This is a genomic window from Streptomyces sp. NPDC052225 (assembly GCF_040679615.1).
Lineage (GTDB): Bacteria > Actinomycetota > Actinomycetes > Streptomycetales > Streptomycetaceae > Streptomyces.
On the sequence record NZ_JBFAVD010000024.1, the window covers coordinates 24,630 to 36,738 of the forward strand.

General features: G+C 68.9%; 12 protein-coding genes. 3 read left to right on the top strand and 9 right to left on the bottom strand.

The window, feature by feature from the left end:
- Positions 1 to 449: 449 nt before the first annotated feature.
- From AB0L37_RS29175 to AB0L37_RS29215, 9 genes are all read right to left on the bottom strand, one after another.
- On the bottom strand, positions 450 to 1,109 hold the full coding sequence (locus tag AB0L37_RS29175) for a CatB-related O-acetyltransferase (protein WP_365511735.1): 660 nt from the start codon (positions 1,107 to 1,109) through the stop codon (positions 450 to 452).
- Between the two features lie 46 nt (positions 1,110 to 1,155).
- Positions 1,156 to 2,508, bottom strand: coding sequence for a nucleobase:cation symporter-2 family protein (locus tag AB0L37_RS29180; protein WP_365512020.1), 1,353 nt, complete (start codon positions 2,506 to 2,508; stop codon positions 1,156 to 1,158).
- Positions 2,509 to 2,854: 346 nt separating this feature from the next.
- A complete protein-coding gene (locus AB0L37_RS29185) occupies positions 2,855 to 4,261 on the bottom strand; it encodes an 8-oxoguanine deaminase (RefSeq protein ID WP_365511738.1) in 1,407 nt (468 codons plus the stop codon).
- Between the two features lie 45 nt (positions 4,262 to 4,306).
- Positions 4,307 to 5,710: a nucleobase:cation symporter-2 family protein gene (locus AB0L37_RS29190; protein WP_365511740.1), complete on the bottom strand. Its 1,404-nt coding sequence runs from the start codon at positions 5,708 to 5,710 to the stop codon at positions 4,307 to 4,309.
- Between the two features lie 123 nt (positions 5,711 to 5,833).
- Positions 5,834 to 6,769 (bottom strand): factor-independent urate hydroxylase, encoded by a 936-nt coding sequence (pucL, locus tag AB0L37_RS29195; protein ID WP_365511743.1) that lies wholly within the window; start codon positions 6,767 to 6,769, stop codon positions 5,834 to 5,836.
- A gap of 5 nt (positions 6,770 to 6,774) precedes the next feature.
- Positions 6,775 to 7,173: a hydroxyisourate hydrolase gene (gene uraH, locus AB0L37_RS29200; RefSeq protein WP_365511746.1), complete on the bottom strand. Its 399-nt coding sequence runs from the start codon at positions 7,171 to 7,173 to the stop codon at positions 6,775 to 6,777.
- Positions 7,173 to 7,697 (bottom strand): 2-oxo-4-hydroxy-4-carboxy-5-ureidoimidazoline decarboxylase, encoded by a 525-nt coding sequence (gene uraD / locus AB0L37_RS29205; RefSeq protein WP_365511749.1) that lies wholly within the window; start codon positions 7,695 to 7,697, stop codon positions 7,173 to 7,175. Before uraD ends, uraH begins: the two co-directional genes overlap by 1 nt.
- A 163-nt stretch (positions 7,698 to 7,860) precedes the next feature.
- Positions 7,861 to 8,238, bottom strand: coding sequence for a helix-turn-helix domain-containing protein (locus tag AB0L37_RS29210; protein WP_365511752.1), 378 nt, complete (start codon positions 8,236 to 8,238; stop codon positions 7,861 to 7,863).
- On the bottom strand, positions 8,235 to 8,498 hold the full coding sequence (locus AB0L37_RS29215) for a hypothetical protein (protein WP_365511755.1): 264 nt from the start codon (positions 8,496 to 8,498) through the stop codon (positions 8,235 to 8,237). The genes AB0L37_RS29210 and AB0L37_RS29215 overlap by 4 nt, the downstream gene beginning before the upstream one ends.
- 146 nt (positions 8,499 to 8,644) lie before the next feature.
- On the opposite strand from AB0L37_RS29215, the gene AB0L37_RS29220 reads away from it, so the two are divergent.
- The 3 genes from AB0L37_RS29220 (at position 8,645) to AB0L37_RS29230 (ending at position 12,093) form a co-directional block, all read left to right on the top strand.
- The gene (locus tag AB0L37_RS29220; protein ID WP_365511758.1) at positions 8,645 to 9,481 is read left to right on the top strand and encodes a TIM barrel protein; all 837 of its coding nucleotides are present in this window, start codon (positions 8,645 to 8,647) and stop codon (positions 9,479 to 9,481) included.
- A 54-nt stretch (positions 9,482 to 9,535) separates the two neighbouring features.
- Positions 9,536 to 10,432: a 2-hydroxy-3-oxopropionate reductase gene (locus AB0L37_RS29225; RefSeq protein ID WP_365511761.1), complete on the top strand. Its 897-nt coding sequence runs from the start codon at positions 9,536 to 9,538 to the stop codon at positions 10,430 to 10,432.
- A 203-nt stretch (positions 10,433 to 10,635) separates the two neighbouring features.
- Positions 10,636 to 12,093, top strand: coding sequence for a catalase (locus tag AB0L37_RS29230; RefSeq protein ID WP_365511764.1), 1,458 nt, complete (start codon positions 10,636 to 10,638; stop codon positions 12,091 to 12,093).
- The last annotated feature ends 16 nt before the right edge of the window (positions 12,094 to 12,109 follow it).

The following is a 12,109-nucleotide window of genomic DNA, read 5'->3' on the forward strand; positions in this document are numbered from 1 at the left end:
ATGGCGGGTGCCGCGCCGTCGTGGCTGAGCGCGCAGTTCCCCGCGCCCCTGACGGGGCTGAACAAAATCAAGCCCCTGCGGCGATCGAGCAGCGGGATCCGGGGCCGAGCCCCGCGGCCTCAGCGCCGTCGCCGGTCGAGATTCGGATGGCGGGTGCCGCGCCGTCGTGGCTGAGCGCGCAGTTCCCCGCGCCCCTGACGGGGCTGAACAAAATCAAGCCCCTGCGGCGATCGAGCAGCGGGGTCCGGGGCAGAGCCCCGCAGCCTCAGCGCCGTTGCCGGTCGAGATTCGGATGGCGGGTGCCGCGCCGTCGTGGCTGAGCGCGCAGTTCCCGCGCCCCTGACGGGGCTGGGCAAGATCAAGCCCCTGCGGCGATTGAGCAGCGGGGTCCGGGGCGGAGCCCCGGGGCGTCAGCGCCGTCGTGGCTGAGCGCGCAGCTCCCCGCACCCCTATCGGGGCGACACGCGCTCCAGAGCCTCCACCGACCCCGACATGATCAACCGCACATGTTCCGTGACCGTCTCCAACGGCCAGTCCCACCACGCCAGTTCGACAAGCCGCTCCACGACGGACGGCTCGAACCGGGACCGGATCACCCGAGCCGGGTTGCCGCCCACGATCGCGTACGGCGGGACGTCATCCGTGAGGACCGCCCCCGTCGCCACCACCGCCCCGTGCCCGACCGTGACCCCGGGCATCACCGTGACCCCGTTGCCGAACCACACGTCATGGCCGATCACCGTGTCGCCCCGCGACGGCAGCCCCGTGATCAGGTCGAAGTGGTCCGCCCAGGCGCCGCCCATGATGGGGAACGGGAACGTGGACGCGCCGTCCATCCGGTGGTTGGCGCCGTTCATGATGAACCGGACCCCCGTGCCGAACGCGCAGAACCGGCCGATGCGGAGCTTCTCGGGGCCGTAGTGGTACAGGACGTTGCGGGTCTCGAACTCGGTGGCCGCGTCGGGATCGTCGTAGTACGAGAACTCCCCCACCTCGATGAGCTCCGAGGTGATCAGCGGCTTGAGCAGGACGACCCGCTCCTGCCCCGGCATGGGGTGCAGCACGGTCGGGTCGGGCAGGGCGCGCGGAGCGGGGGAAGGCGTGGACATGCCGTCGATCTTGCCTTCACCCGGCGCGCCGCGCACCCCGTTTCCGTCAGTGCGCCCCCGCCGCCGCGGACCCTGTCCGCTGTTCGGCGATGGCTCCGCCGGATTCCATGGGCGAGGTGACGTCGTCGGCTTCCTTCGTGCGGCCGATGTGGTTGAACAGCAGGTTCAGGACGACCGCGGCCACACACCCGGTGGAGATGCCCGAGTCGAGGATGATCTTCGCGCGCTCCGGGAACGCGTGGTAGAACTCCGGTGCCGCGATGGGGATCAGACCGACGGCGAGCGAGACGGCCACGATCAGGACGTTGTTGTCCTTCTCCAGGTTCGCCTTGACCAGGGTCTGGATGCCGCTGGCCGCGACCGAGCCGAAGAGCACCACGCCGGCGCCGCCCAGGACCGGGCGCGGCACGACCGCGATCAGCGAGGCCGCCATCGGGCACAGGCCCATCAGGACGAGGAAGCCGCCGCCGGCCGCCACGACGAACCGGCTGCGGATCTTCGTCATCGCGACGAGGCCGATGTTCTGGGCGAAGGCGCTGCACATGAAGCCGTTGAAGAGCGGGCTGATCGCGGAGCCGAGGGTGTCGGCGCGCAGCCCGGCCGCGATGGTCTTCTCGTCGGCGGGGCGGCCGACGATCTCGCCGAGCGCGAGCATGTCGGCGGTCGACTCGGTCATCGAGACGATCATGACGACGATCATCGAGACGATGGCCGCGCCCGCGAACTGGGGGGCGCCGAAGTGGAACGGCGTCGGGAAGCCGACGATGTCCGCGTCACCGACGGGCGAGAAGTCCGTGACGCCGAACGGGATCGCGACGACCGTGCCGACGATCAGGCCGAGCAGCACGGCGATCTGCTTGACGAAGCCGGTGGTGAAGCGGCGTATCACCAGGACGATGACGAGCGTGATGCCGGCCAGCGTGAGGTTCTTCATCGAACCGTAGTCCGGCGCCTGGGCGTTGGGGCCCTGGGCCCAGCCGAACGCCACCGGCAGCAGCGAGACGCCGATCAGCGTGATGACCGTACCGGTGACGACCGGCGGGAAGAAGCGGACCAGTTTCGAGAAGAAGGGTGCGGCGACGAAGCCGAGCAGTCCGGCGACGATCACCGCCCCGAAGATGATCGGCAGCGCGTCGTCCTTGTCCTTCGTCGAGGCGACGACGGCGAGCATCGGGGCGACGCCCGCGAACGTCACGCCGTTCACGAAGGGCAGCCGGGCGCCGATCTTCCAGATGCCGAGCGTCTGGAGGAAGGTCGCGAGACCGGCCGTGAACAGACAGGCGCCGGTGAGGAACGTCAGTTCCTTGGCGCTCAGTCCGATCGCGGCGCCGACGATGAGCGGGGGCGCGACCACGCCCGCGTACATCGCCGCGACGTGCTGGAGGCCCGTCGTCGCCATCTTCAGCGGTGGCAGGGTCTCGTCGACCGGATGTTTGGTATGCCCCGCTGCCTGGTCCGCGGGGGTGGTGCCTTGCTTGGTGAACCTGGGCGTCGTCGCCACAGCGGCTCCTCCGGTTGTTTTCCAGCCCCGGACGGTCGCCGGCGCTTTTCGCTTCTGGGAGGTGGTGCAAGGTGCGGTGGTGCTCGGTGTTCGGTTGTTGTGCGCCCAGGTGGTGCTCAGGTACTACAGACCGCCCCGGGAACGTGAGGCTTTGGGCCACGCTCCGGGGCGGCACTCGAACTGCCCGCTCGGCAGCTCGAGTCCCCGGTCAGGGGCCGTCCCCCCTGACCGGAGATTTCGGGAATCAGTCCTGCGCGGCGATCCGCGCGAGGCGCTGTGCCTCGTCCCGCGTGGAGCGGGCGATGGCGTCCTCGTCGACGTGCAGGAGGCGGCTGTTCTCCACCACCGGCTTGCCGTTGACGAGGGAGAGGGTGACCGGTGCGGCCGCGCCGAAGACGAGCGCGGTCACCGGGTCGGCGATGGACGAGTGGGCCAGGGTGTCCAGCTTCCACAGGACCAGGTCGGCGAGCTTCCCGGCTTCGAGCGAGCCGATCTGGCTTGCCCGGCCGAGGACTTGGGCGCCTCCGTACGTCCCCAGGCGCAGCGCCTGACGGGCGTTCAGGGCGGCCTCGCGGTGGGCGCCGAGGCGGTTGATGAGGAGCGCGTTGCGCAGTTCGGTGTGGAGTTCGCCCGACTCGTTGGAGGCGGTGCCGTCGACGCCGAGGCCGACCGGCACACCGGCGGCGAGCATGTCGGGAACGCGGGCGATTCCCGCGGCGAGGCGGGCGTTCGAGGACGGGCAGTGCGCCACACCCGTCTTCGTGCGGCCGAACGCGGCGATGTCGGAGTCGTTCATGTGGACGCTGTGCGCCATCCACACGTCCTCGCCGAGCCAGCCCGTCGACTCGAAGTAGTCGGTCGGGCCCATGCCGAACAGCTCGTGGCAGAACTTCTCCTCCTCGACCGTCTCGCTGCCGTGGGTGTGCAGCCGTACGCCGAGCCGGCGCGCCAACTCGGCACCCTGCTTGAGGAGTTCGGTGGAGACGGAGAAGGGGGAGCACGGCGCGACGGCGACCTGCGTCATCGCGTCGAAGGAGGAGTCGTGGTGCTTGTTCACCGTCTCCTCGGTCGCCGCGAGGGCGCCTTCGAGGGTCTCGACGGCGAAGTCCGGCGGCAGGCCGCCGTCCTTCTCGCTGCGGTCCATGGAGCCGCGGGCCAGGGTGAAGCGCACGCCCATCTCGGAGGCGGCGCGGATGATCGACCCGGAGAGGTCGCCCGAGCCCTTGGGGAAGACGTAGTGGTGGTCCATGGCGGTGGTCACGCCACCGCGGGCCATCATCGCGAGGGAGCCCTGCGCGGCCGCGTACGTCATCTGCTCGTCGATGCGCGCCCACGTCGGGTACAGCGCCACCAGCCAGTTGAACAGGTTGTGGTCCGTGGCGAGGCCACGGGTGATCCACTGGTAGAAGTGGTGGTGCGTGTTGACCAGGCCGGGCGTGGCGAGGTGTCCTGTGCCGTCGATGCGGCGCACGACGTTCTCCAGGCCCTCGGGGGCCTTGCCCGCGCCGATGGACTCGATCTTGTTGCCGGTGACGACGATGTACCCCGAGGCGTACTCGGTGTCCTGTGCGTCGACCGTCGCGATGGCGACGTTCTCGATGACGATGCGGTCTGCCGAAGAAGCGGTGGAGCTAGCCGTAGAAGGTGCCATGGTGCTTCCTTCATTTCGTGAGTGGCGATTGGGCACGGCAGGACCCTAGGAGGATTTGAGTGCCGCAGCCGCGCTGGCGCTGCTGCGGGTGCCGAGATGGTGGAAGAACAGGTTCAGCGATACGGCGACGAGTGCGCCGGCGCTGATGCCGGAGCCGAGCACGGTCTGCGCCCAGGCCGGGAAGTCGGCGTAGAAGGTGGGCGCGGCGAGCGGGATGATGCCCGCGCCGAGCGAGACGGCGACCAGGATGATGTTGGAGCTGTCGTCGAGTCCGGCCTCGGAGAGCGTACGGATGCCGCTCACGGCGATGGAGCCGAACAGGACGATGCCCGCACCGCCGAGGACCGGCATCGGCACCATGGAGACGACCGCGCCGAGCACCGGGAAGGCGCCGAGGACGATCAGGGTGGCGCCGGCGACGGCGACGACGTAGCGGCTGCGCACCTTGGTGAGCGAGACGACGCCCACGTTCTGCGCGAAGGCCGAGGTCGGGAAGCCGCCGAAGACGGGACCGAGGAAGGTGGCGATGCCGTCGGTGCGCAGTCCGCGCGTGATGGTCCTCCCGTCGCAGTCGCGCTCGCAGATCTCGCCGATGGCGAGCATCCCGGCGCTCGACTCGGTCATCAGGACGAGCATGACGAGGCAGAGCGAGATGATCGCGGCGGGCTGGAACTCCGGCGCGCCGAAGGCGAACGGCGTCGGGAGCGCGGCGACGGGCGCGGACTTCAGCGAGGAGAAGTCGGCCATGCCGAACGGGATCGCGGCGAGTGTGCCGATCAACAGGCCGAACAGCAGGGCGACTTGCTTGACGAAGCCGCGGCCGAAGCGCTGCATCAGGAGGATGACGACGAGGGTGAAGCCGGCCAGCGCGAGGTAGCGCATGTCGCCGTAGTCGGCGGCCGTCTTGTCGCCGCCCTGCGCCCAGCCGACGGGCACGGGCATCAGGGTCACGCCGATGAGGGTGATGACGACGCCGGTGACGAGCGGCGGGAAGAACCTCAACAGCCGCCCGAAGAACGGGCCGATGGCGAGACAGAAGATGCCCGCGACCATGACGGCCCCGTAGATGGCGGGGAGTTGGTCGCCGCGTGCGTTGGTCTCGGCGATGGCGAGCATCGGTGCGATGCCCGCGGAGGACGCGGCGTTGACGAAGGGCAGCCGGTTGCCGACGAAGCCCTTGACGCCGAGCGTCTGGAGCAGGGTCGCCACCCCCGCGATGAGCAGCGAGGCGGCGATCAGCCGGGTCTGGCCCGCGGTGTCGAGGCGGACGGCCTGGCCGATGATGAGCGGAGGGGTGACGACGCCGGCGTACATGGCGGCGATGTGCTGGAGCGCGGCGGGGACGAGCCGCGAGGCATGGAGCTTTTCGTCCACCGGGTGCACCGTCGCGGTGCTCACCGGTGAGGTGGAACACGGGCCTTCAGCCGGCCCCTTTGCAGGCGTTGCCATGTTCTTCCCTCCGGAGGAGGTGCCCCCGCCGACTGCGGGTGGACGGGGGCACGCCTCACAAGGCTGTTACTCACACAGCTGTTACTCACACAGACATGACAAGGAGTGTCAGAGGTTGGTCTGTCAGAGGTTGGTCATGTCGACCGGGATGCGCTGCTCGGCGCCGTCCCGCAGGATGGTGGCCTCGATCAGGCCGTAGGGGCGGTCGGCGGCCCAGTACACGGCACCGTCCTTCGCCTCGTTCTCCAGACCGAACGCCGACAGGTCCTGGCGGAAGTGGTGCTTGTTCGGCGCGGAGAAGCGGATCTCGTCGATCTCGCTGCGGTTGTTGATGACGCGCGAGCCCATCTGGAACAGGGTCTGCTGGAGCGACAGCGAGTACGTCTCCACGAACGCCTGGAGGATGTGCTTCTTCGACTGCTCGTACGACTTGTTCCACTGCGGGGTGCGCGCGTCGTCCTCGCCGGTCCAGCTGTGCCGCCACCAGGTGGACAGCGACGTGGCGAGGATGCGGTCGTAGTCCTCCTGAAGCGTCGTGTACTTGTCCTTGATGAAGCCCCAGAACTCGGAGTTCGTGGTGTTCATCACGGTCAGGTCCTTGAGCCCGGTGAGGACTTCGAACTTCTCGCCGTCGTACGTGATCTGCGCGAGCCGGGTCTCCTGGCCCTTGCGGACGAAGGAGTGCTTGACCTCGTCGGCGCCGATGAAGTTGGAGCCCGCGTCGGATCCGGCGATCCGCTCCCAGGAGTACTCCTCGATGCGGATGCGCGCCCGGTGGATGGACGGCTGGCTGTCGACGAAGTGCCGGGCGAGCGCGATGCCGTACTGCTCGGCCGACTCGATGCCGTGTTCCTTGGCGAAGGCGAAGCAGGTGTTCTTGGTGGTGTCGGTCGGCAGGCAGTTGGCGTTCGACCCGGTGAGGTGGACGTCGTCGAGGTCACCGCTGAGCGCGACCGAGACGTTCAGGTCCTTGATGTGGTGGGTGTCGCCGTCCCGCGTGATCTTGACAACGCGGTTCTCCGCCTTGCCGTACTGGTTCTGTCCCAGGATCGTGGGCATGTCTGCTAGCTCCCTCGGTAAACGGAGTAGCCGAACGGGTTGAGCAGCAGCGGCACGTGGTAGTGCTCGCCCGGTACGACGGCGAACGTGATCGCCACCTCCGGGAAGAACGCTCCGGTCGTGACGCTGTCCCGATTCGCGGGGGCGTCCTGCTGCGCATCGGCTTGCTTCTTGTCGAAATACGCTTCCGTCTCGAAGTCGAGGCGGACGTGAGTGGTTCCCTCCGGCAGCGCCGGCAGGTCCTTGCAGCGCCCGTCCGCGTCGGTGGCCGAGCCACGGAGCGCGACCCATGCGGCACCCGAACCGGCGCGCGCCGCAAGGGAGATGGCGACGCCCTCGGCGGGGCGTCCGATGCTGGTGTCCAGGATGTGCGTGGACACCGACGCCGTGGTCGCGGTGCTCATCAGGCGTTGTCCCCTTCTTCTACGTGCTCTGCGAGGCGGGTCAGACGGATACGGTTGATCTTGCCCAGTTCGGCGCGGACGATCTCCCGCTCCTGGTCGGGCGTGTTGCCGATCCGGTCCTTGAGCGCCGCGAGCATCTGTTCGGCGGTGGCGCCGGTGGCGCAGATGAGGAAGACATGTCCGAACCGCTCCTGGTAGGCCAGGTTGAGTTCGAGCATCTGTGCCTTGAGCTCCTCGGAGGCCCCCGCCATGCCGCGCTGTTCGCGCGACGAGGTCGGGTCGCCGGGCTTCGGGCGGCCGATCGGCGGGTGCCCCGCCATCGCCTCGGCGAGGTCGTCGGCGGTCAGCTCGGCCATCGCGGCGTCACTGGCCTCGAAGAGGGACTCGCTGGTGGCGAAGGGGCGCTGGGCGAGGATCTTGCTCCCCCACGCCGATGAAGCACACACCTCGTGGAGCTCGGCCGCGGCCGCGCTCTCGTCCGAGGTGTTGAACCGGGTCAGGCCCGGTGTCGTACCTGAAGTCACGGGGTTCCTCCGTGGCCTTGTGCTGGACGGGCTGCGGATAGCTAACGCCCTCCGAAACACCGCGTCAACACTTTGTTGAAAACTTGGAGTGACAAAAACCGCCGTCCGGTTAACGGACGGCGGTTCGGGGGTGAGACGGTTCGCCCAGGTCAGGGGCGCGGGATCAGGGCGCCTTCTCACGATTCAGGTAGTTGTAGACCGTGAAGCGCGAAACCCCGAGGGCGCCGGCCACGGTCTCGACGCCGTGCCGCACGGAGAACGCGCCGCGCGCCTCCAGGACGCGGACGACCTCCTGCTTCTCCCTGCGGTCGAGCTCGGCGAGGGGCTTGCCCTCCTTGCGCTCCATGGCCGCCAGGATGTGATCGAGCGAGTCGGCCAGCTGGGGCAGCCGGACGGCTATCACGTCGGCGCCCTCCCAGCTCAGCACGACGTCGTCCTGGCCCGCCTCCTGCGGCGCCAGCATCTCGCCGCCCATGGCGTCGACCAGCGGCTTGACCGCTCTGACGAAGGGGTCGGCGGCGTCGCCGACGGTCCCGGTCACTTATCGCCCTCCCCGGACTCGTCCGCGAGCACGTTCACCTGAAGCGAGACCCGGGTCGCCCCGGCCGCGAGCGCCTTGCGCAGCAGCGCGTCGACCGCCGTGAGCACGCCGTCGGCCTCGCCCTCGGCGGTGTTGCCGAAGGGTCCGACGTCCACCGCGTCCAGGTCGGCGCCCTGGATGACGTCGCGGGCGACCACCGCGTGCGGCGGCGCCTCGTCCAGATCGAAGGGCTCGGTCGTGAACTCCACTCTCAATCGCACGCGCTCAACCTAATGCCGATCGGCGCTTTTCCGGCAGCCCCTCTTGACAGCTCCCCCGGATCGCATGCAATCTTCCATCACGCAGAAACGAACTTCCGCAATACGGAAGCTCGACCACTTCAAACCCGAAGGGAGCGCCGACCCCGATGGGATTCGCAGACCAGCGCTTCAACGTCAACCTGTCGATCCTCTTCACGGAACTCCCGCTCCTGGAGCGCCCCGCGGCCGCGGCCGCGGCGGGCTTCACCGCGGTCGAGCTGTGGTGGCCCTGGGTCGACGCCCCCGTACCCGAGCAGTCCGAGCTCGACGCCCTGCGTGACGCGATCAAGGACGCGGGCGTCCAGCTGACCGGCCTGAACTTCTACGCGGGTCAGCTGCCGGGCCCGGACCGGGGCGCCCTGTCGATCCCGGGCGAGGAGAGCGAGAAGTTCCGCGCGAACCTCGACGTCGCGGCCGACTTCGCACAGTCCCTCGGCTGCACGGCGCTCAACGCGCTCTACGGCAACCGCGTCGACGGCGCCTCGGAACAGGAGCAGGACGAACTCGCCCTGGAGAACCTGGTGCTGGCGGCCCGCGCGGCCGACCGTGTCGGCGCCGTGCTGCTCATCGAGGCCCTGAACAAGCCCGAGTCGCCGAAGTGCCCGATCGTGAGCGCCCCCAAGGCGATCGAGATCGTGGACAAGGTGAACGCGGCGACCGGCCTCGGCAACGCCAAGTTCCTGATGGACCTGTACCACCTGTCGATGAACGGCGAGGACCTCCCGCAGGTCATCAGCGCCTACGCCGACAAGACGGCGCACGTGCAGATCGCCGACAACCCGGGCCGCGGCGCGCCGGGCACCGGATCGCTGCCGCTCGAGGAGCTGCTCGACCAGCTGAAGAAGGCCGGTTACGAGGGCTACGTGGGCCTGGAGTACAAGCCGGGCGACGCGCCGAGCGCCGAGTCCTTCGGCTGGCTGCCCCACGAGCACCGCGCCGCCTGAGCCGGCACCGGTCCCTCAACTCATCGCCGTACCAACGCTTTTGGAGTCACCCTCATGAGCAACAACCTTCCCAAGGTCGCGTGGATCGGTCTCGGCATCATGGGCTCGCCCATGTCGGAGAACCTGATCAAGGCCGGTTACGACGTCACGGGCTTCACCCTGGAGCAGGACAAGCTGGACCGCCTCGCCGCGGCCGGCGGCACCGCCGCGAAGTCGATCGCCGAGGCCGTGCGCGACGCCGATGTCGTCGTCACGATGGTCCCCGCGTCGCCGCAGGTCGAGGCCATCGCGTACGGTCCCGAGGGCATCCTGGAGAACGCGAAGGCCGGTGCGCTGATCGTCGACATGTCGTCGATCACCCCGCAGACCTCGGTCGACCTGGCGAAGAACGCCAAGGAGAAGGGCATCCGCGTCATCGACGCCCCCGTCTCCGGCGGCGAGGCCGGCGCCATCGAGGCCGTCCTGTCCATCATGGTCGGCGGTGAGCAGGCCGACTTCGACGAGGCCAAGCCGCTCCTGGAGGCGCTCGGCAAGACCATCGTGCTGTGCGGTCCGCACGGCTCGGGTCAGACCGTGAAGGCCGCCAACCAGCTGATCGTCGCCGTGAACATCCAGGCGTGCGCCGAGGCCGTGGTCTTCCTGGAGAAGTCGGGCGTCGACCTGAAGGCGGCCCTGGACGTCCTCAACGGCGGCCTCGCCGGCTCGACCGTCCTGACGCGCAAGAAGGACAACTTCCTCAACCGCGACTTCAAGCCGGGCTTCCGGATCGACCTGCACCACAAGGACATGGGCATCGTCACCGACGCCGCCCGCAACGTCGGCGCGGCCCTGCCCGTCGGCGGCGTGGTCGCCCAGCTCGTCGCCTCGCTGCGCGCCCAGGGCGACGGCGGCCTCGACCACTCGGCCCTGCTGCGCTCCGTCGAGCGCCTCTCGGGCAACCAGGTCGCGTAAGCGGCCCCCAGACTTCCGGGCCGCGGCGGCGCTGACACCTGTCCTGTCGCGCCCAGGCGCCGCCGCGGCCCGGAACCTCATTCCGACTCCGACAACTTCAACAAACTGTTGACGTAGCAGTTCAGGGGTCCTTACGCTCCACAGCACTGCCTCTGAGTTGCCCCCATCGTCAGCAGCCACTGCACGGAAGGTCGCCTCGAATAATGCCGAAGCGTGTGCTCACGACCGAGTCCGGCGCCCCTGTCGCCGACAACCAGAACTCCGCCACCGCCGGTTCGGGCGGCCCGCTCCTCCTCCAGGACCAGCACCTTCTGGAGAAGCTCGCCCGCTTCAACCGCGAGCGGATCCCGGAGCGCGTGGTGCACGCCCGCGGCTCCGGCGCGTACGGCTACTTCGAGGTGACGGACGACGTCACCGACTACACGTACGCCGACTTCCTCTCCACGATCGGCAAGCGCACCGAGCTCTTCCTGCGCTTCTCGACCGTGGCCGACAACCTCGGTGGCGCGGACGCCGTCCGTGACCCGCGCGGTTTCGCGGTGAAGTTCTACACCGAAGAGGGCAACTACGACCTCGTCGGCAACAACACCCCGGTCTTCTTCATCAAGGACCCGCTGAAGTTCCCCGACTTCATCCACTCCCAGAAGCGCGACCCGTTCACGGGCAAGCAGGAGCCGGAGAACGTCTGGGACTTCTGGGCGCACGCCCCCGAGGCCACGCACCAGATCACCTGGCTGATGGGCGACCGCGGCATCCCCGCGTCGTACCGCCACATGAACGGCTACGGCTCGCACACCTACCAGTGGACGAACGAGCAGGGCGAAGCCTTCTTCGTGAAGTACCACTTCAAGACGAACCAGGGCATCCGCTGCCTCTCCGCCGAGCAGGGCGCCGAGCTGGCCGGCAAGGACGCCAACTCGCACCAGACGGACCTGCTCCAGGCCATCGAGCGCGGTGTGAACCCGTCCTGGACGCTGTACGTGCAGATCATGCCGGCGGCCGAGGCGGCCGAGTACCGCTTCAACCCGTTCGACCTCACCAAGGTGTGGCCGCACAAGGACTACCCGTTGCAGCGCGTGGGCCGCCTGGTCCTCGACCGCAACCCGGACAACGTCTTCGCCGAGGTCGAGCAGGCCGCGTTCTCCCCGAACAACTTCGTTCCCGGCATCGGTCCTTCGCCGGACAAGATGCTCCAGGGCCGCCTGTTCGCGTACGCCGACGCGCAGCGCTACCGCCTGGGCGTCAACCACACCCAGCTCCCGGTGAACGCGCCGAAGGCGACCACCGCGAACAACTACGGCCGCGACGGCCTGATGGCGACCAACGCCTACGACCGCGCCCGCAAGAACTACGAGCCGAACTCCTACGACGGCCCCGCCGAGACCGGCCGCGCGCTCGCCGCGCCGCTCGCGGTCTCCGGCTACACGGGGACGCACGAGGCGCCGGCCCACACCAAGGACGACGACTTCTTCCAGGCGGGCGAGCTGTACCGCCTGATGTCCGAGGACGAGAAGGGACGCCTGGTCGCGAACATCGCGGGCGGCCTCTCCCAGGTCTCGCGCGACGACATCGTGGAGAAGAACCTCGCCCACTTCCACGCCGCCGACCCGGACTACGGCAAGCGCGTCGAGGAAGCGGTCCGCGCCCTGCGCGAGGACTGACCCCAGTAACTACACA